The 21,705-nt window shown below is 58.9% G+C and carries 21 protein-coding genes; 12 read left to right on the plus strand and 9 right to left on the minus strand.

Annotated elements, in window-relative coordinates; translation table 11 throughout:
* Positions 1–142: 142 nt before the first annotated feature.
* Positions 143–1,321 (minus strand): dipeptidase, encoded by a 1,179-nt coding sequence (locus tag ACR1XY_RS02770; protein WP_480589665.1) that lies wholly within the window; start codon positions 1,319–1,321, stop codon positions 143–145.
* Between the two features lie 152 nt (positions 1,322–1,473).
* Between ACR1XY_RS02770 and ACR1XY_RS02775 the strand changes: the two genes are divergently transcribed.
* The 3 genes from ACR1XY_RS02775 to ACR1XY_RS02785 are packed head-to-tail and all read left to right on the plus strand — an operon-like array spanning position 1,474 to position 3,666.
* The gene (locus ACR1XY_RS02775; RefSeq protein WP_480589666.1) at positions 1,474–2,448 is read left to right on the plus strand and encodes a Gfo/Idh/MocA family protein; all 975 of its coding nucleotides are present in this window, start codon (positions 1,474–1,476) and stop codon (positions 2,446–2,448) included.
* A 59-nt stretch (positions 2,449–2,507) separates the two neighbouring features.
* Positions 2,508–2,777 carry a DksA/TraR family C4-type zinc finger protein gene (locus ACR1XY_RS02780; RefSeq protein WP_480589667.1) on the plus strand — a complete coding sequence of 90 codons (270 nt, stop codon included), beginning with the start codon at positions 2,508–2,510 and terminating at the stop codon, positions 2,775–2,777.
* A 13-nt stretch (positions 2,778–2,790) separates the two neighbouring features.
* Positions 2,791–3,666 carry a DMT family transporter gene (locus ACR1XY_RS02785; RefSeq protein ID WP_480589668.1) on the plus strand — a complete coding sequence of 292 codons (876 nt, stop codon included), beginning with the start codon at positions 2,791–2,793 and terminating at the stop codon, positions 3,664–3,666.
* Here ACR1XY_RS02785 and ACR1XY_RS02790 read toward each other — a convergent pair whose 3' ends face one another.
* From ACR1XY_RS02790 to ACR1XY_RS02800, 3 genes are all read right to left on the minus strand, one after another.
* Entirely contained in the window at positions 3,667–5,487 is a 1,821-nt protein-coding gene (locus ACR1XY_RS02790) for a M3 family oligoendopeptidase (protein WP_480589669.1), read from the minus strand.
* A gap of 82 nt (positions 5,488–5,569) precedes the next feature.
* The gene (locus tag ACR1XY_RS02795; RefSeq protein WP_480589670.1) at positions 5,570–6,547 is read right to left on the minus strand and encodes an alpha/beta fold hydrolase; all 978 of its coding nucleotides are present in this window, start codon (positions 6,545–6,547) and stop codon (positions 5,570–5,572) included.
* Complete coding sequence (locus tag ACR1XY_RS02800; protein ID WP_480589671.1) at positions 6,547–6,837, minus strand: SCP2 sterol-binding domain-containing protein; 291 nt, start codon at positions 6,835–6,837, stop codon at positions 6,547–6,549. Before ACR1XY_RS02800 ends, ACR1XY_RS02795 begins: the two co-directional genes overlap by 1 nt.
* Before the next feature lie 30 nt (positions 6,838–6,867).
* Here ACR1XY_RS02800 and ACR1XY_RS02805 point away from each other — a divergent pair, with 30 nt between their 5' ends.
* The 6 genes from ACR1XY_RS02805 (at position 6,868) to ACR1XY_RS02830 (ending at position 12,759) form a co-directional block, all read left to right on the plus strand.
* Complete coding sequence (locus ACR1XY_RS02805) at positions 6,868–7,476, plus strand: tetratricopeptide repeat protein (RefSeq protein WP_480589672.1); 609 nt, start codon at positions 6,868–6,870, stop codon at positions 7,474–7,476.
* Positions 7,477–7,497: 21 nt separating this feature from the next.
* Positions 7,498–10,305, plus strand: coding sequence for a helicase-related protein (locus ACR1XY_RS02810; RefSeq protein WP_480589673.1), 2,808 nt, complete (start codon positions 7,498–7,500; stop codon positions 10,303–10,305).
* A 6-nt stretch (positions 10,306–10,311) separates the two neighbouring features.
* Positions 10,312–10,677 (plus strand): RNA-binding S4 domain-containing protein, encoded by a 366-nt coding sequence (locus ACR1XY_RS02815; protein ID WP_480589674.1) that lies wholly within the window; start codon positions 10,312–10,314, stop codon positions 10,675–10,677.
* A 65-nt stretch (positions 10,678–10,742) separates the two neighbouring features.
* Positions 10,743–11,081 (plus strand): ferredoxin FdxA, encoded by a 339-nt coding sequence (gene fdxA / locus ACR1XY_RS02820; RefSeq protein WP_170742515.1) that lies wholly within the window; start codon positions 10,743–10,745, stop codon positions 11,079–11,081.
* A gap of 285 nt (positions 11,082–11,366) precedes the next feature.
* Positions 11,367–11,876, plus strand: coding sequence for a CarD family transcriptional regulator (locus ACR1XY_RS02825; protein ID WP_170381457.1), 510 nt, complete (start codon positions 11,367–11,369; stop codon positions 11,874–11,876).
* 112 nt (positions 11,877–11,988) lie between these two features.
* A complete protein-coding gene (locus ACR1XY_RS02830; protein WP_480589675.1) occupies positions 11,989–12,759 on the plus strand; it encodes an ion channel in 771 nt (256 codons plus the stop codon).
* Here the strand turns inward: ACR1XY_RS02830 and cobS are convergent.
* Positions 12,756–13,520, minus strand: coding sequence for an adenosylcobinamide-GDP ribazoletransferase (gene cobS / locus ACR1XY_RS02835; RefSeq protein WP_480589676.1), 765 nt, complete (start codon positions 13,518–13,520; stop codon positions 12,756–12,758). The genes ACR1XY_RS02830 and cobS overlap by 4 nt on opposite strands.
* A gap of 79 nt (positions 13,521–13,599) precedes the next feature.
* Here cobS and cobT point away from each other — a divergent pair, with 79 nt between their 5' ends.
* A complete protein-coding gene (gene cobT, locus ACR1XY_RS02840; RefSeq protein WP_480589677.1) occupies positions 13,600–14,613 on the plus strand; it encodes a nicotinate-nucleotide--dimethylbenzimidazole phosphoribosyltransferase in 1,014 nt (337 codons plus the stop codon).
* Positions 14,614–14,641: 28 nt separating this feature from the next.
* Here cobT and ACR1XY_RS02845 read toward each other — a convergent pair whose 3' ends face one another.
* Entirely contained in the window at positions 14,642–16,522 is a 1,881-nt protein-coding gene (locus ACR1XY_RS02845; RefSeq protein ID WP_480589678.1) for a monovalent cation:proton antiporter-2 (CPA2) family protein, read from the minus strand.
* 19 nt (positions 16,523–16,541) lie between these two features.
* On the minus strand, positions 16,542–16,997 hold the full coding sequence (locus tag ACR1XY_RS02850) for an Lrp/AsnC family transcriptional regulator (protein WP_480589679.1): 456 nt from the start codon (positions 16,995–16,997) through the stop codon (positions 16,542–16,544).
* Positions 16,998–17,142: 145 nt separating this feature from the next.
* Here ACR1XY_RS02850 and hppD point away from each other — a divergent pair, with 145 nt between their 5' ends.
* Positions 17,143–18,240 (plus strand): 4-hydroxyphenylpyruvate dioxygenase, encoded by a 1,098-nt coding sequence (gene hppD, locus ACR1XY_RS02855; protein ID WP_480589680.1) that lies wholly within the window; start codon positions 17,143–17,145, stop codon positions 18,238–18,240.
* 33 nt (positions 18,241–18,273) lie between these two features.
* Here the strand turns inward: hppD and ACR1XY_RS02860 are convergent, their stop codons facing one another.
* Positions 18,274–20,130 carry a hypothetical protein gene (locus ACR1XY_RS02860; RefSeq protein ID WP_480589681.1) on the minus strand — a complete coding sequence of 619 codons (1,857 nt, stop codon included), beginning with the start codon at positions 20,128–20,130 and terminating at the stop codon, positions 18,274–18,276.
* A gap of 164 nt (positions 20,131–20,294) precedes the next feature.
* Here ACR1XY_RS02860 and ACR1XY_RS02865 point away from each other — a divergent pair, with 164 nt between their 5' ends.
* Positions 20,295–20,990, plus strand: coding sequence for an SIMPL domain-containing protein (locus tag ACR1XY_RS02865; RefSeq protein WP_480589682.1), 696 nt, complete (start codon positions 20,295–20,297; stop codon positions 20,988–20,990).
* Here ACR1XY_RS02865 and ACR1XY_RS02870 read toward each other — a convergent pair.
* A complete protein-coding gene (locus ACR1XY_RS02870) occupies positions 20,946–21,704 on the minus strand; it encodes a GNAT family N-acetyltransferase (protein ID WP_480589683.1) in 759 nt (252 codons plus the stop codon). The two genes, ACR1XY_RS02865 and ACR1XY_RS02870, sit on opposite strands and share 45 nt — an antisense overlap.
* Position 21,705 lies beyond the last annotated feature (1 nt).

Consider the following 21,705-nt stretch of genomic DNA (forward strand, 5'->3'; position numbering starts at 1 on the left):
CCATCGGCGATACTTTTGGTACGGAGAGAGCGGAAAAACGGATCACGAAATTCGGATGTCGAGATTTGAAACAGTGGGGTTACCCACCGGTTTTTGAGTGAATCCCGGTCGTGAAATCAAGCGGTTACGGCGCAAGCTTCAGCTAGTTCAATTGTTGCCTGAAAACGCGCACCATATTCTCACCCATCACCTTGCGAACCTGCATTTCGGTCAGACCCTGCGCCAGCAAAGCTGACGTCAAGGTGGCCAGTTCCGAGGTGTCAAACGCCGTTTCAACCGAGCCGTCATAGTCCGAACCCAGCGACACATGATCTTCTCCCACCGTATCGATCGCGACCTTGATCATCCTGGCGATTCCGGTCGGAGTGATGTCGCCGCAGGTCACATCCGCCCAATAACCCATGCCAATGACGCCCCCGGTTGCGGCGATGTCCTGCATCAGGTTGTCCGGAAAATTACGTTTGACCGGGCAGAACCCGTGAAGACCGCCATGGCTGACAATCAGGGGGACGTCGGTCATTGCGATCACCTCATGAGCGACCTGCGGGCTGGAATGGGCAAGGTCGATGACGACAGGGCGCTGCGCCAGTTCTGTCACGACTTGACGGCCGAACTCGGTCAGGCCGGTTTCGCCGTAACCATGCAGCGACCCGCCCAGTTCATTGTCGAAAAAGTGGTGCAGTCCAAAGACGCGGTGCCCGGCATCGAACAGCGTGTCCAGATTGCTCAGGTCACCTTCCAGCGCGTGTGCGCCTTCGATGCCCAGAATGCCTCCGACAACCGGCTGACCCGCGGCACGTGCGGCCAATACGGTATCCAGGTCGGCGCGGGTTTTGATAATCTTCAACTGGCTGTCCGAAGAAGCCTCGAACTGGTGCAGCTTTTCGGCCTGATAGACGGCGCGTTCTTTGAGGCTGTCCCAGGTGCGTAAGGGCCAAAGCTGCCCGATCGCCAGAAGGGTGATGTTGTCGAACGCCTCGGGCGAGTTTGCCTCATAGTTCTGTCCGGCGGGGGATTTGGTCACGGCGGTAAAGACTTGCAAGGCTACGTTGCCTTCGATCAGACGGGGGATGTCGACTTGACCCCGTGTGCCGCGTTCGTTCAGATCTCGGCTCCACAACAAGGGGTCTGCGTGCAGGTCGCCGACAATCAGGGTTTCGTGTAAGGTGGCAGCGTCCCCCGATATTTCAAAGGGTGCGTGGTCGATCACGCTGTTGCGTTTCGCTTCGATGTAAGACGGCAGAAATCCGAAAAACACCACAGCACCGACGATCACCGCAAACCCGAGCAGAACGCCTATCCATTTGAAGACCCGCTTCATTCTCACACCCTCCCGACCTGTACGGGCAGATTAGGGTGGTTCCTTGCAGATAAAAGCCTGACTTAACGTCGGAAGGTTGCTAGAAGGGCGAGAAACTGTCTGTTAGCGTTAACTCTCGGGTTCGGCTGAGATCACGTATGTCGGAGGAGAATATGCAAAAACCAGTTCAATGGGGTGTTCTGGGCGCGGCCAAATTTGCGCGCCAATTCATGGCGCCAGCGATTCACGCAGCCAACGGTGCGCGCCTGGCCGGGCTGGCCACGTCAAGCGCGGCCAAGGCCGAACCGTTCCAGGCCTATTGCCCCGATCTGACGGTTTACAACAGCTATGAGGCTCTGCTTGCCGATCCTCAGATCGAAGCCGTTTACATCCCGCTGCCCAATCACCTACATGTGGAATGGGCCCTCAAAGCGCTGGATGCGGGGAAACACGTGCTGTGCGAAAAGCCCATGACAATGACCGCGACCGAGTTTGCACCGCTGATCCAAAAGCGGGATGAAACCGGTTTGCTGGCGGCCGAGGCCTATATGATCGTGCATCATCCTCAGTGGCAGTTGGTACAAAAACTGATCGCGGACGGAGCTATTGGAAACCTTGCGCATGTGACCGGTGCGTTCAGTTTCGACAATCGTGCGGATACTACGAACATCCGCAATCGCGCCGAAACAGGTGGTGGGGGGCTGCGTGACATCGGCGTCTATGTGATTGGCGGTGCGCGGTTTGCGACAGGTCAGGAACCGGTGCAGGTCGATTCCGCGATCCGGTGGGAAGATGGTATCGACACCTTTGCGGAAATCCGCGCGCAGTTTCCGGGGTTTACCTATTCAAGCTATGTCTCGATTCGTATGCACCCGCATCAGGAAATGGTGTTCCACGGAGAAGGCGGTGTAATCCGCCTGACTGCGCCGTTTAACGCGCGGGTCTTTGGCGAGGCACGGGTGGAGTTGCACCGCCCGGGGCTTGAGGTTCAGGTCATGCGTTTCCCCGGCGACGACCACTACAAACTGCAGGTCGAGGCGTTCTGCCGCTCGGTGCGCGAAGGGGCCGTGTATCCGTGCCCCCTGGAATTCTCGCGCGGAACGCAGGAAATGATTGATCTGGTTCTGGAAAGGGCCGTGCCACTCTGACTTGCCACGCTACGCACCGCCGGGCTAATCTGGCCGGTACCTGATCAGGAGAGAGGCCCATGGCAGGCGGCTGGGCGCGCGATGGCGCGGTGAGTGAACAGATTGAGGCGTCCATATCGGACGAGTTGGCCCGGATGCAGGCGCAAAAGCGCCCAGTAGGGGAAAGCCTGACCCATTGCGCCGAATGCGAAGAGCCGATTCCAGAGAAGCGGCGGCTGGCCTTGCCAGGCGTCAAGCTGTGCCTCGATTGCCAGCAAGAACGCGACGGAGCCTTCAAGGCGCGTTCGGGCATTAACCGGCGCGGTTCCAAAGACAGCCAGCTGAAGTAAACGGGGCAGTGGGATGCCTAAAGCCAGCCTTCTGCAAAACGGTCTGGTTCTGGGGTTTCTTGCTGCGTTTCTGTGGGGAACGCACAGTGTCATCGTCCGCTATTTAACCGCTGATCTTGGGGGGATGCAGATCGCGGTGACCCGCCTGTTCATCGCCACGCTCACCATATTCGGCTTGTTGCGGGCGATGCACATTCCTGTGTCGATCCGACTAGGCGACTGGAATTTCCGTCTGGCTGTTTTGTCGACAGTGGTCAACTACATCCTTTTCCATATCGGGCTGGAGCATACCGGTGCAGCCAACGCTATGGTGCTCGAAAATACAGCTCCTTTCTTTGTTCTGGTGTTCCTGTATTTCTTTGCGGACACCCCGGTCACACGCACCGATTTTCTGGCCACAGCTTTGGCCATTTTGGGCGTTTTTCTAACTGTTTATCGGGATTTCCAGGGAGGCGGAGAGCCCTTGTTTGGTGATCTGCTTGAGATTGGCGCAGGACTAAGCTGGGCAGTGTTTCTGATCTCCAGCAGCCGCGCAATGCGGAGTTCTGAATCGACCGGCGACCGATTGAATTTCCTGTTCGGGATCTTTCTGTGTTCGGGCGTTCTGCTGGTCCCTGTGGCTGCGTTCTCGCTGCAGCTACCTACCACCAATGACGTAGTGTTCCTGATTCTATTGGGTGTACTGCCAACCGCTTTGGCCTACTACCTTTGGTACGAGGCTGCTGCTCGGGTGTCGACATTGACGGCGACCTTGATGTTTGCCGCTTCTGTGGTGTTCACCTTTGTCAATTCGGCTTTGTTTCTGGGGGCCGCAATCACACCGATTGAAGCCCTTGGAGCCGTGTTGATCGTGGCCGCCGTGTTCCTGACGACCAAAAGCGAGAAGTGATCAGCCTTCCATTGCTTCCAGTTCGTCGATGAAGCCTGAAATCATCGATAGGCCCTTGTCCCAGAACTTAGGATCGCTCGCATCCAGCCCGAACGGGGCAAGCAGTTCCTTGTGATGTTTGGACCCGCCAGCGCGCAGCATCTCGAAATACTTGTCCTCGAACCCTTCCGATCCGCTTTCGTAGACGGAATAGAGCGCGTTCACCAAGCCGTCGCCGAAGGCGTAGGCATAGACGTAAAAGGGTGAGTGAACGAAGTGCGGTATATAGGCCCAGAAAGTTTCATACCCATCCATGAATTCAAACGCCGGGCCAAGGCTTTCGGCCTGAACGCTCATCCACAGGGCATTGATGTCGTCCGGGGTCAGTTCGCCTTCGCGGCGGGCGGCGTGGAGCTTGCATTCGAAGTCGTAGAAGGCGATCTGGCGGACTACCGTATTTATCATGTCTTCGACCTTACCGGCCAACAGAACCTTGCGCTGTTCCGGCGTTTCGGCCTGATCCAGCATCTTGCGGAAGGTCAGCATCTCACCAAACACCGAGGCAGTTTCTGCCAGTGTCAGAGGTGTTGAAGAAAGCATTTCTCCCTGGTCGGCGGCCAGCACTTGATGGACGCCGTGGCCCAACTCGTGCGCCAGGGTCATCACATCGCGCGGTTTGCCCAGATAGTTTAGCATCACATACGGATGCACTTCGGTCACGGTCGGATGTGCAAAGGCACCCGGAGCCTTGCCCGGTTTTACAGCTGCGTCGATCCAGCCTTTCGAGAAGAACGGCGCTGCAATCTCACCCATGCGGGGATCGAAGGCGTTATAGGAATCCATTACGGTCTTCTCGGCTTCTTCCCAGCCGACAACCCGGGTGTCTTCCATCGGCAGCGGCGCGTTGCGGTCCCAGACCTGCATCACATCCAGGCCCAGCCATTTGCGTTTCAATTCATAATAACGATGGCTCAGCTTGGGATAGGCGGCCACAACGGCCTCGCGCAGCGCCTCGACCACTTCGGGTTCGACGTCGTTGGACAGGTGACGGCCGGTCTGCGCAGTCGGCATGTTGCGCCAGCGGTCGACGATTTCCTTTTCCTTAGCCTGAGTGTTGTGCACACGGGCGAAGGTCTTGATGTTGTCTTGAAACACAGCAGCCAACTCGCGCGAGGCGGCTTCGCGTTTGCTGCGATCCTGTTCCGTCAGCAGATTCAGGGTGCCCTCGATATTCAGCTCTTCACCGTCGACGGTGAAGGTCAGACCTGCGATGGTTTCGTCGAACAAACGCTCCCATGCGTCGCCAACAACACCCAGATCGTGCAGGAACTTCTCCAGTTCGTCCGAAAGCTGATAGGGTTTCATTGCCCGGATGCGGCGGAAGACCGGCTCATAGCGTGCCAGATCGACATTTGCGTCGAAACGCGCCTTTAGCGCGTCATCGTCGATCCGGTTGATTTCCAGCGTGAAGAAAACCAGCGGCGTAGTGAAGATGGTAATTTTTTCCTGCATGTCCGACAGGAACTTGGCGCGCTCGGCATCGGTGGTCAGCTGGTAATACCGCAGACCGGCGAATGACATGATGCGACCGGCAATCGAGTTGATCTTTTCGTTGCGCTGGACGCAAGTCAGCAGGCCTTCGGCATCCAGATCCGCCAGCTTACCCTCGTAGTCGGCTGCAAAAGACGCGCATTCGCCCTCCAACCAGTCCAGATCACGGCCCAGTTCCGGCGCTTTTTCCGAACTGTAAAGGTCGGTCAGATCCCATTCCGGCAGGTTGCCAAGATCGCCGGCTCCTCCGGCTGCGTTTGCGTCTCGGACGGGAAAGGGAAGGTCGCGCATGGATCACCTCGAAATATCTGCTTTCGCAAACATCTAGGCGCGGGCGGCCCGGATCACAAGCCGCCATTGCGTGAGTGTATCTTTAGTTCGAGAGGGCCGGCGCAGGTGCAGCGCCCGATTGCGCGGCTAGAAAATGCGCGGCCAACTGGTCGTAGACAGGGCCACGCACCTCAGGCGGCTCCATCAGCACCTCGTGTTCACCGTCGGGGATTTCGACCAGCGTACCGTTGGGCCAGTTCGCCATCCGCGCGCGGATCGCCTTCCGGTCAACGATTTGCTCATGGCTGCCCAGGATGGTCAGGGCGGGTGTCGCGGGGGCGGTTTGTTCCATCAACCAGGCGCATTCGTCCAGTGCTTCGCGCAGCCAGATCGTCGACGGCGCACCGAGGGCCAGTTCGGGGTGCGCGACCAGTTGATCCTTCATCATCTGGTACATCGCCGGATCACGTGTCAGCACGTTGCCGTCAAAGGGTTGCGAGGCAACATAGCTTTCCAGCGACGTGGTCGGAGGGGTCTTTTCCCCCAGCCCGATGCGCGGCCCCCAATAGGCGGTTAATCGGCTGAGCGGTTTCATGATCGGAGTGAAAAAGATGCCCCACATGGGGCCGGTAAAGGCGCAGGCGGTAAAACAGTCGCGCTCAAGAACTGCGCGCAGGCCAATCGCGCCGCCCATCGAATGGCCGATCACGTACCATGGCTTCGGCAACTCCAGTTGCTCGGCCAGATCCAGAGTGGACTTCACATCCTGCTGATAGTCGGTGAAGTGCTCGACATGTCCGACGCGGGGGTCTTCAAGCAGACGGTCTGCCAGCCCCTGACCACGCCAGTCAACGGCCAGACAGGCAAAGCCGCGACCAACAAATTCAACTGCGGCATCGCCATATTTCTCGATGTATTCAGTTCGACCGGGGAACAGCATCACCGTGCCGTTTGCCTCGCCTTCGGGGCGCCAGTGGCCTACGCGAACCCGGATGTTGTCCGAAGTTGTCACCCAGTGAGCGGCACCACCGGCGGGTCCGCCGGCCACGTCTTCATAAAAAGGGGCCGGCGAGACCTGCATCAGGCCAGCACCGAAGCGAGTTTCATGGCAACACCCATGTCACCGTCCACGCTCAGCTTGCCAGACATGAACGCACCGGTGGGGTTCAGGTCGCCGCTGAGGATCTGTTCAAACGTGTCTGCATCGGCGCTCAGGGTTACGTCGGTTTCTTCGTCGCTGACGCGTGCGCCGTTTGCGTCCAGAACGATAGCGCCCAGATCGGCAATGGCAAACTTGGCCGATGCGTCGAAATCGCCGCCGGTCAATTTTTCGTTCAGCGCGGCCGCGGCCTTTTCAAGAGTGTCGCTCATTGTGTTCCTCATATTGTTTCTGCGCCGTGAATGGACATCCCCGGTCGCAACGCTACACTGAACATTGTTATGGGCATTGCAATCAACAATCTCAAAGGTACCGTTGCGGCATTTTTTGTCACAGTCATGTTTTCCACCAGTTCCGCCGCGCAACAGGCGGACCTGCGGGATGAGGTCGCGCTGTTGCAGCAACTGGCGCTGGCCACGCCGGAACAGGCGATTGGATTGGATCGGCAGCTCAAGGCGCTGTGGTCGCAATCCGGCTCGGCCTCGGCGGATTTGCTTTTGGAGCGCGGGCGCGAGGCGCTGGAAGACGGAGATACTTTAACCGCTATCGAACACCTGACGGCGCTGACCGATCACGCGCCCGGATTTGCCGAAGGCTGGCATTTGCGGGCTTCGGCGTTTTTCGGAATGGATCGCTTTGGCATGGCGGCAGCCGATCTTGAGCACGCGCTGACGTTGAACCCGAATAACTACGAAGCGATCTACGGTCTCGGGCTGATCTTCGAGATCATCGAACAGCCCGACAAAGCGCTCGACGCCTATGAGCGCGCGCTGGCTATACATCCTCATCATGAAGAAGTAACCAATGCGGTGAATCGACTGAAGCCCCAGGTCGAGGGCTCGGCCCTCTAAGAGACGGGGCAGGGGGCAAAGGTGAGCGGGTCATCCCGAATCGTGGCCGTACTCGGCCCGACCAACACAGGAAAAACCCATTACGCTATCGAGCGGATGCTGGGGTATCGGACCGGTGTAATCGGTCTGCCGCTGCGTCTGCTGGCGCGCGAGGTTTATGACAAGATCGTCGCTATTCGCGGCCCGTCCGTTGTGGCGCTGGTCACGGGTGAAGAGCGGATCGTGCCGCCGCGCACCCAGTACTGGGTTTGCACAGTCGAGGCGATGCCCGAGGGCATGGGCGCGGATTTTGTGGCCATCGACGAGATCCAGCTCTGCGCCGATCCCGAACGCGGCCATGTCTTTAGCGACCGCCTGCTGCGGGCACGCGGCACCAATGAGACGCTGTTTCTGGGATCAGACACTATGCGCGGCTCCATCGCGGCGCTGGTGCCCGAGGCTCAGTTTGTTCGCCGTGAACGGATGTCGCAACTCGTCTATGCGGGCTCGAAAAAGATCAGCCGAATGCCGCCGCGCAGTGCGATTGTCGGGTTCTCAGTCGATAGTGTCTATGCGATTGCCGAGCTTTTGCGCCGCCAAAAGGGCGGCGCGGCCGTGGTCATGGGGGCGCTCAGCCCGCGCACGCGGAACGCGCAGGTGGACCTGTATCAAAATGGCGAGGTCGACTATCTGGTCGCCACCGATGCCATTGGCATGGGGTTGAACCTGGATGTTGATCACGTCGCCTTTTCCTCCCTAAGCAAATTCGATGGCCGCCGGATGCGTCCGCTTGCTCCCAATGAGTTGGCCCAGATCGCAGGCCGCGCTGGTCGCGGGATGTCGGATGGCACGTTCGGCGTGACCGGTGAGGCTCCGCAACTAGAGGAAGGCGTGGCGCAGGCCATCATGGACAGCCGGTTCACGCCGATGAAAAAGCTGAACTGGCGGAATGCCGCCCTGCGGTTTGGCTCGGTTGCGGCGCTGATCGACTCGCTTGAGGTCAGTCCAAACGACGAACATCTGATCAAGGCACGGCCCGCGGATGACCTGAATGTGCTGAAATCACTGTCGCAAGTGACCGAGGTAGCGGCACGCGCCAGTGACCCCCAATCCGTCCGATTGCTGTGGGATGTGTGCCGAATCCCGGATTTTCGCGGCATAAGCCATGCCGAACACGCCAGCCTGCTTGAAGTGATCTATGGTCACTTGCATGAACGCGGATCGATCCCGGATGATTTCATGGCGCGGCAAATCCGTCGAATCGACCGCACGGATGGGGATATTGATGCATTGTCCAAAAGGTTGGCATATATTCGCACTTGGACATATGTTGCGCAGCGAAACGGTTGGGTGCGTGACGAATCACATTGGCGTGACGAAACGCGCACTGTAGAAGACAGGCTGTCGGACGCATTACATGACCGACTGACGCAAAGATTTGTGGACCGGCGCACATCTGTGTTGCTGCGCCGGCTCAAACAGAAGGAGGCCCTTTTGGCCGAAGTAAATGACAAGGGTGAAGTGACCGTCGAAGGCGAATTCGTCGGTCGTCTGGAAGGGTTCCGGTTTAGCCCGGACAAAAGCGCGCAAGGAACTGAGGCGAAAGCTCTGAAATCGGCCTCCCTGCAAGCTCTCGCGCCGCAATTCCATCTGCGCGCCGATCGCTTCTACAATGCGCCCGATACCGAAATTGATTTCACCGATCAGGGTGGCCTGATGTGGGGCGAATATGCCGTCGGCAAACTGGTTGCCGGGGCAGAGCCCCTTAAGCCGTTGGTCGAGGTTTTTGTGGATGAGGCCGCAGGACCGGATGTCGAACAGAAAGTTCAGCGTCGGTTGCAGCATTTCATTGACCGCAAGGTCGCAGCGCTGTTCGAGCCGTTGCTGAACCTGTCGCGCGACGAAGAACTGACCGGTCTGGCCAAGGGTTTCGCCTTCCGCATGGTCGAAGCACTGGGTGTGCTGCCCCGCGCTGGCGTTGCACAAGAGGTCAAGGACCTGGATCAGGACGCCCGCGGCGCGCTGCGCAAGCACGGCATTCGCTTTGGCCAGTTCACGATCTTCATGCCGCTACTGCTGAAGCCCGCTCCGACGCGTCTGCGTTTGGTTCTGTGGGCGCTGTCCAACGGCCTGCAGGAATTCCCCGAAGCGCCACCTCCGGGTCTGGTCACCGTACCGGTCGCCAAGGATGCGCCCGCGGGCTACGATACCATGTGCGGCTACCGCGATGCAGGTGAACGCTCGATCCGGATCGACATGCTGGAACGTCTGGCGGACATGCTGCGAGCCGAAGACAGCCGTGGTGGATTCGAAGCGAAGCCTGACATGTTGTCGATCACCGGTATGACGCTGGAACAGTTCGCCGACCTGATGCAGGGCCTGGGCTACAAGGCTGAACGTGGTGAGCGTGAAAAGGTGAAACCTGCTCCGGCAGAGCAACCCAACACGGAAGCGACCGAACAACTGGTAACCGAAGAAACCCCGGCACCGGTCGCGGAAACCGAAGAGGTCGTCGCCCCCGCCGAGGCGCCAGCCGAGGCCACCGAAAGCACCGAGGCAGTAGCTGAGGTTCTGGAATCAGAGGAACCCGGGGTCGAAGTATTCTACACCTTCACCTGGGGTCGTCAGCGCCAGGCCAACCGGGGCCCGCGTCGTGAACAGCGGCAGGGGCAGGGCAAAGGCAAACCGCGCGGGAAGCCTCAGGACGGGCGCGGCAAGCCGCAGGGTAAGAAGGGGGGCAAGCCGCAAGGTGCTAAGTCCTTCTCGTCCCGTCCGCCCAAGAAGGAAAAGGCTATCGATCCCGATAACCCGTTCGCAGCAGCGTTGATGGGTTTGAAGGACGGTAACTAAACGCCGATGGCCGAGGCCAAGCTGCGGATTGACAAATGGCTGTGGCAGGCGCGGTTCTTCAAGACCCGCAGCCAGGCCGCCAAACAGGTCAACGGAGGCCATGTCCGGCTGAACGGAAACCGGATCCTGAAACCGGCGCAGGCCGTAGGACCCGGAGACGTCCTGACCTTCCCACAGGGTCGCATCGTGCGGGTGGTTCGGGTCGAAAAGCTCGGCGAGCGACGCGGCCCGGCGCCCGAGGCGCAGACGTTGTATTTCGATATGTCGGAAAAACGGGACGCCCCACCCAAAAATCCGGGATTCGAAGGAAAAGGTCGTCCGACCAAGAAAGATCGGCGCGCGCTTGATCTTTCTCGCACCAAAGAGGGCTGATCTTCCCTTGAAGACAATGCAATACTGGATTAGCTAACGCCCAAAGCGAAAATGGGAATCCGACCATGACCTACGTTGTCACTGAAAACTGCATCGCCTGCAAATACACCGACTGTGTCGAGGTGTGCCCGGTGGACTGTTTCTACGAAGGTGAGAACACTTTGGTCATTCACCCCGACGAGTGCATTGACTGCGGCGTGTGCGAACCTGAATGCCCCGCCGACGCCATCCGCCCCGACACCGAACCGGGCATGGACCAGTGGGTCGAATTCAACCGGAAATACTCGGAACAATGGCCGGTGATCGTGACCAAGAAAGACCCGCTGCCCGATGCCGAAGAACGCGACGGTGAAGAGGGTAAAATGGAGAAGTATTTCTCGGAAGCGCCCGGCGAAGGTGGCTGAGCGATTCGCTCTCTGAACTTGTTCGTTCAGGTGTAAAAACAGGTTGCATTGCTTTGAAAAGCATAGGCTTTCAAGGCTGCAAATGGACGTGGCCTTTCGGGCGTCGTAATTTTGTGATATAATCGTAAGCTGAATGATGACTGAGATGGGGATGTGCTCCGTAAGTATGACTGCTTTGGAGTTCTGATTTAATTACAAACCAGCCGCTTGGCGGAGCCGAAAAAGGCTCCGGCTCAGGTTTTTTTGTTGTCCCGTATCTCGCTCTGTAACCAAGGATGAACCTGTATGTCTAAGTCGAAAAAGCTTGAGTTCCGCCCGAACGACTATGTTGTTTACCCTGCGCATGGCGTGGGTCAGATCATCTCGATCGAAGAGCAGGAAGTCGCGGGATACTCGCTTGAGCTGTTCGTCATCTCCTTTGAAAAAGACAAGATGACCCTGCGAGTGCCGACCAACAAGGTCACCGAATCCGGCCTGCGGTCACTCAGCTCGCCGGATGTCATCAGTCAGGCGATGAAAACCCTGAAAGGCAAGGCCAAGGTCAAGCGTGCTATGTGGTCCCGCCGGGCGCAGGAGTACGAGCAAAAGATCAACTCGGGCGATCTGATTTCGATCGCCGAGGTGGTTCGCGACCTGCACCGCACTGACGATCAGCGCGAGCAGAGCTATTCCGAGCGTCAGCTGTACGAAGCCGCGCTCGAACGCCTGACCCGCGAAGTGGCTGCTGTCTCTGGCGCTGGCGAGGTTTCGGCTGCCAAGCAGGTGGATGAGGTCCTGACCTCGCGCGCTGCCTGATCGCTGCCAACACGGAATTTGGGGCCGCTCCTGCAAGGGGTGGCCTTTTTCGTCTCTGGTCTTGGTGAATTCTGCGTTTGCCGCTAATTTTCCTGTAACCAGAGGCGGATACATGATCGGGATAAAGCAAACCGTAAAGTTTCTGTACGTTGCGCATGAACCGGTTTCGGTCTGGTTCCGCTATGGTCTGATCCTGTTCGACGCGGTGTCGATAGTGTTTTTTGTGGCCACGGCAAACATCCCGCATGGTCCGGGGATCACCGTTGCCAGCCTGTGCGTCGGGTTTCTGATTCTGCTGGATTTTCTGGCCCGGATGTGGATTGCAAAGGACCGGTGGAAGCTGCTGCGCAAGGTCTACACGCTGGCGGATATCGTAGTGATCTCCTCGCTGCTGCTTGAGCCTTTCCTGCCAGGGAACCTGGCCTTCGTGCGGATTTTGCGTGCCTTGCGTCTGATCCATTCCTATCATCTGTTGCGCGACCTACGGCGTGACAGTCAGTTTTTCCGGACGCATGAAGACGCCGTTATCGCAGCGATCAACCTGATGGTGTTCGTGTTCGCGACCTCCACGGCGGTTCTTGTGTTCTTTATCCCCGACAACAGCCAGACCGCGTATATCGATGCCCTCTATTTCACCATGGCAACGCTGACCACGACCGGGTTCGGTGACATCACCTTGGCGACTCCGGGTGGTAAGTTGTTTTCGGTGTTCATCATGGTGGTGGGCGTGGCGCTGTTCGTACGGTTGGCCCAGGCGATCTTCATGCCACAGAAAGTCCGGCACAAATGCCCAAGCTGCGGACTTTACCGTCACGACCCGGACGCGGTGCATTGCAAGCATTGCGGCGAAACCCTGAGGATCGAAACTGGCGGTACGACCTAAAGTGCCGCCACAGTTGTGGCCAGAAAGGCCAGTTCGGCCAGTTGTTGCGTCGCACCCAGAATGTCACCGGTTTGGCCGCCGATTTTGGTTTTCGCGACCTTCGCAAGCACAGCGACGACCATAGCAGCAAGGAGGACGGGAAGGGTGGCTGCGAACCCCATCAAAAGCGCGGCGCAGAAAACGGCCAGTACAAGCCCGGCCGCAACTGTTGTGCCACGTGGCCCGCCGACTGTATGGCTCAGGCCGCTGTTGCGGGCGTTGGGCAGGGTGCTCATCAGAACCGGCATGAACGCGCGGGACGCGATGCAGGCGGCGAGAACGGCACCGTAGGCTCCAGCCGTCAGCAAGGCTGCGATCAAAGCGACGCGCATCAATTGGGTGAAGATCAGCGTCAGAACCCCATAGGCCCCGATATGGCTGTCCTTCATGATTTCCAACCGGCGCTCCCGCGTGAACCCGCCCCAAAGCCCGTCTGCTGTGTCAGCCAACCCGTCTTCGTGCATGGCGCCGGTTGAAATCACCAGCGTTGCGGTGACGAGTACAGCAGCGACCATTGCAGGCAAGCCCAATGCCATCGAAATCCAACCAACGGTGCAGGCCAGCAGGCCCACCACCAGTCCTACCACGGGAAAAGCCCAGGCGGAATCGGCCTGACGTGCAAAGGCTTTTTCGGGCAGGCGCGGTACTGGCAGGCGAGTCAGTAGCACCAGCGCCAGCGGAATATCCCATGCGGAAATCAGGGTGTTGTCGTTTTTATACACTCCCGCGCCTTTCCGGGTCTTGTTGGATTGAACGCTTCGGTTAAACACACAGGACCACTCTGATGCAACGAGGCTTTCGATGCTGCCTGAACTTAATGATCTGAAAACACTCCGTGATACTCTGAGCCAAGCACCCGCTCCGGACGAAACTGCACTGCAAGGGGCGGCTGACCGCAATGGACAGCTGACCAAGCCGCCGGGTGCGCTGGGTAGGCTCGAGGATTTGGCTATATGGTATGCGGGGTGGCGCGGGGATGCGCGTCCGCAGGTTAGCTCTCCGCAAGTGATTGTGTTTGCGGGCAATCATGGCGTTACGGCGCAAGGCGTCTCGGCCTTTCCACCGGAAGTGACCGTGCAGATGGTAATGAACTTTGAACACGGTGGCGCGGCGATCAACCAGTTGGCCAAGGCTGCCGGTGCCACGATGGATGTACACGCGCTGGATTTGGATGCGCCCACCGCCGATTTCACCGCAGGTCCGGCCATGTCCGAGGATGAGTTGTTGCAGGCGCTGTGCACCGGTTGGAATGCCGTTGATCCCAAGGCGGATCTGCTGGTTGTGGGAGAGATGGGGATTGGAAACACCACCCCGGCTGCTGCGATCGCCTGTGCCCTGTTCGGCGGAGACGCGTCTGACTGGACCGGGCGGGGAACCGGTGTGGATGATGCCGGACTAATCAACAAAACCCGCGTCGTGGCCGAAGGCGTGGCCCTGCACGCAGGGGCTGGTGACGGTCTGGAGGTTCTGCGTCGCCTCGGTGGGCGCGAGATTGCTGCCATGGCCGGTGCCATCGCCGCCGCGCGTGTTCTGCGCATTCCGGTCATTCTGGACGGTTTCATCTGCTCGGCGGCTGCGGCCTGTCTGGCAAACGTCTCCGCAGGGGCCCTGGATCACGCCATTGCCGGGCACCAGAGTGCAGAAGGCGCGCATGGTGCTGTGCTGGAAAAGCTCGGCAAGGAACCGGTACTGAAACTCGGCCTGCGATTGGGCGAAGGCTCGGGCGGAGCGCTGGCGATCAACATTCTGAAAAGCGCGGTAGCCTGCCATTCGGGCATGGCCACCTTTGCCGAAGCCGGAGTTTCAGACGGATAAACTTAACGGCCTGACCCGCATTTCAGGGTCAGGCCGATTTCTGGGCGTGCTTCTCGGCCAGTTCCAGAAGCTCTGTTTCCAGATCTTTCTCGAACTGTTGCGCGCGTTCGATGTATTTTTTGTTTTCCGCCGTCGGCATCCCAGGGATCCAAAGCTCGGCAAGTTCGCGGATCGATGCGCGGTCGTGGCGGTAGAATGTCTGTTCGGCCTGCGCGGCCTCGTATTCACTGAGGCCGATATTTTCGAGGACATAACGCCCGGCTCGCAGTGAACTGTCGAACATCTCGCGTACGATATCGTTCGCGCCTGCCTGATACAGCTCGTACACATGGGTTCGGTCATGGGCGCGGGCGATGATGTGCAGGTCCGGGCGCTGACGTCGGGCAAAGCTGACCAGACGTGTCACCTGTTTGCGGTCATCCATCGCGGCAACAAGCACAGTCGCTTTCTCAAGCCCTGCGGCGCGCAACAACTCTGGCCGGGTCGGATCACCCAGAAACCCTTTGACGCCAAAGCGACGCATCAACTGGATGGTGTCGATATTATGATCCAAAACGATGGTTTTGAAGCCGCTGGCGCGGACCAGACGGTTCACGATCTGACCAAAGCGGCCGATGCCCGCGATGATCACGGGGCCTTGCTCATCTATTTTATCCGGTTCCGGCTGCGGACCGCTGTCCCGAATCCGGCGGGAGAGCAGATCGTAGATGATGAACAGCAGCGGCGTGATCAGCATGGTCAGGGCGATGATCATCAGTAGTTTCTGCGACAGGTCGGACGGGATGACATTCTGCTGCGTCGAAAAAGCCAGCAGGACAAAGCCGAACTCCCCCGCCTGTGCCAAGCCTAACGTGAAAAGCCAGTGGTCCCGTCCGCGCAGCTTGAAGGCGCGGCCTACGAGGAAGAGAATGATCCCTTTGAACAGAATTACCAGAAGGGCCAAACCGAACAGTTCGAGCGGGTCATTAAAGAAATAGGCGACATCGATCCCGGCGCCGACCGTGATGAAGAAAAGGCCCAGGAACAGGCCTTTGAACGGCTCAAGGTCGCTTTCCATCTCATGCCGGAATTCCGAGCTGGCCAGAACAACGCCCGCCAGAAAGGCGCCAAGGGCAGGCGACAGGCCAACAAGCGTCATCAGGAAGGAAATCCCCACCACGATCATCAATGCCAGCGCGGTATACATCTCGCGCAGGCGGGTGGCGTGGATAAAGCGGAACAGGGGCCGTGTCAGGTAGACGCCCGCAAGGATCACGAAGGCGATTGCACCGATGGTGACCAGTGTCACGGCCCAGCCCGGCAGGCCTTCGACCAGAGACAGGCTGTGATGGCCTGCATCGTGCAGGTCTTTCACGCCCCGATCGATCGACCCGTCGCTTTTCAGATGCGGTATCGAAGGCAGTGCAAGCAACGGCAGCAGCGCCAGAATTGGGATGACGGCGATGTCCTGCGTCAGCAGCACCGAAAACGTGGCGCGGCCGCCATTGGTCTGCATCAGCCCTTTTTCCGACAGCGTTTGCAGTACGATTGCGGTCGAGGATAGGGACAGGGTCAACCCGACTGCCAGCGCAACCGACCAGGGATGGTTTGCGTACATGGCGACGCAGGCGATGGCAGCTGTCGACAGACCGACCTGCAGACCGCCCAGGCCCAGCAACCTGTCACGCATATCCCACAGCGCGCGCGGCTCAAGCTCCAGCCCGATAAGGAACAGCATCATGACCACGCCAAACTCGGCCACGTGTTGTAGGCTTTCGGTTTCGGCGCCGACCAGGCCGAATACGGGGCCGATGACGATGCCCGCGGCAAGATACCCCAACACGGACCCCAGCCCCAGACGCGCCGACAGGGGCACGGCAATCACGGCGGCTGCCAGATAGATTGAGGCCTGATAGAGGAAATCGTCCATGTCGGTCCTTTCGGTCAGGTCAGGTGGGTAAAGGGGCGTCGCGCTTGAGCTGATCCATCACGATTTGGCTTTGCACCCGTGCGACCGCAGGATGCGGCAGTATCACCTCGTGAAGCAAGCGGTTGAGCGCAGTTAGATCGTCGCAATAAACGCGCAGCAGGTAATCCGCCTCACCGGTCATCGTCCAGGCGCTGGTGATCTCGGGGCGTGAGTGGACCATGCGGGCGAAACTCTCCGATTGTTCGGGGCCATGTGTGCCTAGGTGCACCTGAATGAACCCCTGAACATGTAGACCCAGCTTCAGCGCGTCCAGCCGCGCGGTGTATCCGGTGATGTAGCCCTCAGCCTCCAGCCTTTGCCGCCGCCGCCCGGCCTGGCTGGGTGACAGGTTCAGCATTTCCCCCAGTTGATGCGCGGTTAGATGGGCATTCTTTTGCAGGGCAGAGAGCAGGCGCGTGTCGGTGGCATCCAGCATATGCGGACTTTCTTCGTTTTTGCTCGAAATAATGCGGCTTCTGCGCGTACTTTAATAGGATACACGAAAACAATGCGCAGAAACAGCGTTGATTAAGGCGTATTTTAGAATCAGCAAAGAAATTCCTGTTTTAATGAGGTGCACCATGGGTCCTTTCCCGCACAACGCCCCGAAATCTGTCATCAGCAAAGAAAACCCGGTCGGTACCGACGGGTTTGAGTTTGTGGAGTTTGCGCATCCTGAGCCTCAGGAACTGCGTGATCTGTTCGCCAAAATGGGCTTTGAACAGGTTGGCTACCACACGGACAGGCCTGAGGTTGAGCTGTGGCAGCAAGGTGATGTAACGTACATTCTGAATGCCGACACCGAAAGCTTCGCCGCGCGGTTTGTTGCCGAGCACGGCCCCTGCGCATCCGCGATGGGTTGGCGTGTCGTGGACGCAAAAAAGGCCTATGATCACGCGGTGTCCAAAGGCGCAGAACCCTATGATGCTGCAGACAAGACCATGGATGTTCCCGCAATCAGGGGTATCGGCGGGTCGCTGATCTATTTCATCGACCAATACCATGACACTTCGCCTTATAATCAGGAATTCACCTGGACTAAGCAGTCCAAGCCGCGCGGCGACGGGTTTTATTACCTCGATCACCTGACGCACAACGTCTATAGCGGGAATATGGACAAGTGGTTTAAGTTCTACGAGACCCTGTTCAACTTTCGCGAAATCCGGTTCTTTGACATTCAGGGCAAATATACCGGCCTTTTCAGCCGCGCCCTGACATCGCCTTGCGGCCGCATCCGCATTCCGATCAACGAAGATCGTGGCGAGACCGGGCAGATCGTGTCCTACCTGAACAAGTACAAGGGTGAAGGCATCCAGCATATCGCGGTAGGCAGCGATGATATCTATACTTCGACCGATGCCATTGCCGAGAAAGGGTTGAAGTTCATGCCCGGACCGAACAAGGCCTATTATGACATGTCCAAGGATCGCGTCACCGACCACGACGAGCCGCTGGACCGGATGATGAAACATGGCATCCTGATCGACGGTGAGGGTGTTTTGGACGGCGGCGAAACCAGAATCCTGCTGCAGATCTTCTCGAAAACCGTGATCGGACCGATCTTTTTCGAGTTCATTCAGCGCAAAGGCGATGATGGGTTTGGCGAGGGGAACTTTCAGGCCCTGTTCGAGTCTATTGAACGAGAGCAAATCGAAAGCGGCGAAATTTCAGCAGCTTAATATCATAAGTTAAAGCGGGCGTTCTCGTCCGCTTTAACCTCGTGGCATTTTTAGCGTCAGGTTCCGGCCCTTTTTCTGATAGCGCAGCTCGCTGTCACCGATTGCAATAACTTTGCCCCCGTCCAACCTGTCACCCACTTTCAGTTTCATGTAGCGGCCGCTGGGCAAGCGCACCAGCGCCCGACGGTTGGCGGGCGTGCCATAGACGCCGATCAGGTTCAGCTTGCGCAGGTTCAGCGCATTGTCGATCGTTGCTTGCCGCGCAACCGAGGCTGATGACGGAATCTTGGGCGCCACGGCCTTGGGCTGGAAAGATCCGGCTTCGACCTGACCAATACCGGCCGTCGAACCCAAACTGGCAGTTTGGGTGCTCGACGAAGGGGCAAGACCGGTAGGACGTGTTTTTGGACGCGGTACGCGCAGTCCCCCCAGCACAGCAGGGGCAGGTGTTTCTTCAACCTCTGGTCGCTGCAGCGACGCAGGGCGAGTTTTGGGGCGCAGCGCCGCCAGCTCCTCGCGAGACCGTCCACCCAGTTGCTGACGCTCGAACCGCTCGATCAGGTCACCAGGGCGCGGTTTCGGGCGCAGCCCGGCCAGCCGGTCAGAGGGCTCTTCAAGGGTCGGTTCCTGCTCGAACCGGACGGGGGGTGGTGGCGGTGCCTTGGCAGGGCGCCCGAGATAGACGGCAATCCCCTCGGGGTTCAATGTTCCCTCAGCACTGGGAGCGACAAGCCCTCGTTCATCCAGGTCAAACCGGGAACCGGCAACGCTGGGTAGGGCGACCTGATCAAAAGGTACGTCGGTGGCAAAGCTTTCAACGGAAGGCTGGGCAATTGCGTCGTTGGACAGGTTGGATTTGTCGATGGAGGCCAGATACAGCTCGTCCTGCGGGGGCAGAACCGGGGGCGTCAGAGGGGCGGGCGTGATGATCTCGATGCCGGGTTGTGCTGGGGTGTCCTGCGGTTCGGGGTCGCGATCAATATCTTCGACAACCGTTGGCGCCACATTTAGCGCTTCGAGAATCGCGGTATCCGTGGGGGACAGCTCAGGTATATCGACAGGAGGGACATCCGGTTCGCGCTCGGCTGTTTCAGCGGGCGGCGCTTCGGGCTCGGTCGGAACTTCCGGCTTGGTGACACTGAACTGAGTGTCAGGCTCGGGCAGGGTGATTCCGACCTGCGCCGTTTCGGGCTCTTCGTCACTGTCCGGCGCGATCAGAGCCCATGCCCCTAACGCCACCGCAGCGGTGATCGCAGCTGCCGCCGGTACGGCGTATCGTTTGGCAAGCGCTTCAAAGTTCGCCTTGGGCGTCTCATCATCGGACGGCGCGCGGAACAAGTCCGGAGCCGTTGTGTCGGCGATAGCGTGGACGTTGGATGCAGGGATATCCCTGTCCTGCGGTGCCGCCAGGCTTTCGTTTTTCTGGTCCGAAAACAGGGGCTCGGTCGGGAACTGGGCCTGATCGGTGTCCGCCGTGAACTGAACCGGAATAAACCCGTGTTCGGTTGTGAAATCGCGTGCTTCGCCCAGCGTCTGTCTCGCGATGGCCGCAACGTGGGCGGTGGAGCCGACCGTTGCGACGTCAAAAACCAGATCATCGACCGAGTATGGTGTTGCATCGGCCAGCGCGGACCGGGCCTGTTTTGTGCGTTCTTCCGGCGTTTCTCCATCTGTTTCCGTTGACAGGAACCGGACCTGATCTGCCGGAATCACGACCTTGCAACTCAGGTTGTTTTCCAGCGCGAACGCCTTGTCCCGCAAGGCATGAAGCTGAGCGTTCAGGTCTGGCGCATCCAGTGCGACCGCACCAATGCAGTACCAGTCGTCATCCGATTGGTGGTGCACAGATATCTTGGTCGCAGAAAAAGACAGCGCAAAGGCGGGTTTCATATTCCCGAAGAACCATAATTGTCAGCATCAATGCAAACGACATCTCGTCCGCAGAGTGACATTAAAGCAGGTTCCCGCCGAGGGAAAGAAAAAGCCGGATGTTCCCCTTGTTTGATCGGCCCTCACATCCCCATGTTGGTTCTGGAGAAATTGGAGGGAAGACCTTGAAGAAAATCGCTTTTCTGGCCGCGATGATGGCCGTGACCGCAGCGGGCATGGCCCATGCGGAAGAACGTCGCATCACGGTGGATGCGGCCGGAACCGTTCAGGCCGCGCCCGATATGGCGACCATAACTCTGGGCGTTACAAACGAAGATGCCGAGGCGTCGAATGCCATGCAGGCGACCTCTGATGCCGTTGCACAGATTTTGAAGCGGCTGGAGGATATGGGCGTCGAATCCCGCGATGTGCAGACCCGTGATCTGTCGCTGTCGCCGGTCTGGTCCGGGCGCAACAACCCCAGCGGCGAACGGCCCGAGATTTCCGGCTTTGTCGCCTCGAACAACGTTCAGGTGCGTGTGCGTGATCTGACCAAGCTGGGTTCCATCATGGATGCGGTCATTCAGGACGGCGCCAATGATTTCGGCGGGCTGAGCTTTGGTGTGCAGGATCCCGCGCCGCTTCAGGCAGAGGCGCGCGCCAAGGCCGTGGCCGAAGCCACTGCAAAAGCTGAGCAATTGGCTCAGGCAGCCAGCGTGACTCTGGGGCAAGTCCAGACGATCAGCGAACAAGCTGGCGGCATTCGTCCCGCGCCTCAGATGCGTGCGATGAGCATGGCCGAGGCCGGCGGCGTTCCGGTTGCGGGGGGCGAGATTTCAGTCTCGGTCAATGTGACGATGGAATTCGGGATTTCCGACTGAGCCGACAGCTTTGGCGCGGGCCTTCAGCGGTTGTCGCTGCTGGCCCGTCTGGTCGAAATTGTCAGGTGACAGCCAGGCCTCGAACGCGGTCTTGATGCGCGGCCATTCACTGTCGAGGATCGAATACCACGCCGTATCGCGATTGCGACCCTTGTAATGGGTTGCCTGCCGGAAAATGCCCTCGAAGGTAAAGCCCAACCGCTCGGCGGCGTTGCGGGAAACGTCGTTCAGAGCATCGCATTTCCACTCGTACCGACGATAGCCCAGTTCGTCGAACACACGGCGCATCATCAGGTACATAGTCTCGGTCGATTGCGGGCTGCGCTGCAACAGGGGTGAGAAGTGGATATGGCCGACCTCGATCACACCCGCCGCGGGTGCGATCCGCAGAAACGAAGCCACGCCGACCGGCGTTTCATCACTGTCGAGCACCGTGTGGAACATCGGGTCGGCATCCATGCAGGTCGCGCGAGCCCATTCAACAAAATCGTGTTCCGAGTCGAACGGCCCATAGGGCAGATAGGTCCAGTTGCGACCGTCCGTATCGTTGGCAAACGCCCGGTATAGTCCGGGCGCGTGCCGATTCACGTCCAAGGGAACGACAGAACAATACTGACCCTCCATTGGCGTATAGGGCGGCGTCGGACGAGGGAAGTCGCCCGGAACCGGCCTGCCGATGGGTTGGCCCTGATCGTTGGTGTCGTGTCCGCTCATC

It is taken from the genome of Ruegeria sp. AD11(2025) (assembly GCF_056542405.1).

Excerpts from the sequence above, each read along its gene's own strand:
- ACR1XY_RS02770 (WP_480589665.1), bottom strand. The coding sequence starts at position 1,321 with ATGAAGCGGGTCTTCAAATGGATAGGCGTTCTGCTCGGGTTTGCGGTG.
- ACR1XY_RS02825 (WP_170381457.1), top strand. The coding sequence starts at position 11,367 with ATGTCTAAGTCGAAAAAGCTTGAGTTCCGCCCGAACGACTATGTTGTT.
- ACR1XY_RS02775 (WP_480589666.1), top strand. The coding sequence starts at position 1,474 with ATGCAAAAACCAGTTCAATGGGGTGTTCTGGGCGCGGCCAAATTTGCG.
- ACR1XY_RS02830 (WP_480589675.1), top strand. The coding sequence starts at position 11,989 with ATGATCGGGATAAAGCAAACCGTAAAGTTTCTGTACGTTGCGCATGAA.
- ACR1XY_RS02785 (WP_480589668.1), top strand. The coding sequence starts at position 2,791 with ATGCCTAAAGCCAGCCTTCTGCAAAACGGTCTGGTTCTGGGGTTTCTT.
- ACR1XY_RS02815 (WP_480589674.1), top strand. The coding sequence starts at position 10,312 with ATGGCCGAGGCCAAGCTGCGGATTGACAAATGGCTGTGGCAGGCGCGG.
- fdxA (WP_170742515.1), top strand. The coding sequence starts at position 10,743 with ATGACCTACGTTGTCACTGAAAACTGCATCGCCTGCAAATACACCGAC.
- ACR1XY_RS02860 (WP_480589681.1), bottom strand. The coding sequence starts at position 20,130 with ATGAAACCCGCCTTTGCGCTGTCTTTTTCTGCGACCAAGATATCTGTG.
- hppD (WP_480589680.1), top strand. The coding sequence starts at position 17,143 with ATGGGTCCTTTCCCGCACAACGCCCCGAAATCTGTCATCAGCAAAGAA.
- ACR1XY_RS02800 (WP_480589671.1), bottom strand. The coding sequence starts at position 6,837 with ATGAGCGACACTCTTGAAAAGGCCGCGGCCGCGCTGAACGAAAAATTG.
- cobT (WP_480589677.1), top strand. The coding sequence starts at position 13,600 with ATGCTGCCTGAACTTAATGATCTGAAAACACTCCGTGATACTCTGAGC.
- ACR1XY_RS02795 (WP_480589670.1), bottom strand. The coding sequence starts at position 6,547 with ATGCAGGTCTCGCCGGCCCCTTTTTATGAAGACGTGGCCGGCGGACCC.
- ACR1XY_RS02790 (WP_480589669.1), bottom strand. The coding sequence starts at position 5,487 with ATGCGCGACCTTCCCTTTCCCGTCCGAGACGCAAACGCAGCCGGAGGA.
- ACR1XY_RS02805 (WP_480589672.1), top strand. The coding sequence starts at position 6,868 with ATGGACATCCCCGGTCGCAACGCTACACTGAACATTGTTATGGGCATT.
- ACR1XY_RS02780 (WP_480589667.1), top strand. The coding sequence starts at position 2,508 with ATGGCAGGCGGCTGGGCGCGCGATGGCGCGGTGAGTGAACAGATTGAG.
- ACR1XY_RS02845 (WP_480589678.1), bottom strand. The coding sequence starts at position 16,522 with ATGGACGATTTCCTCTATCAGGCCTCAATCTATCTGGCAGCCGCCGTG.
- ACR1XY_RS02850 (WP_480589679.1), bottom strand. The coding sequence starts at position 16,997 with ATGCTGGATGCCACCGACACGCGCCTGCTCTCTGCCCTGCAAAAGAAT.
- ACR1XY_RS02870 (WP_480589683.1), bottom strand. The coding sequence starts at position 21,704 with ATGAGCGGACACGACACCAACGATCAGGGCCAACCCATCGGCAGGCCG.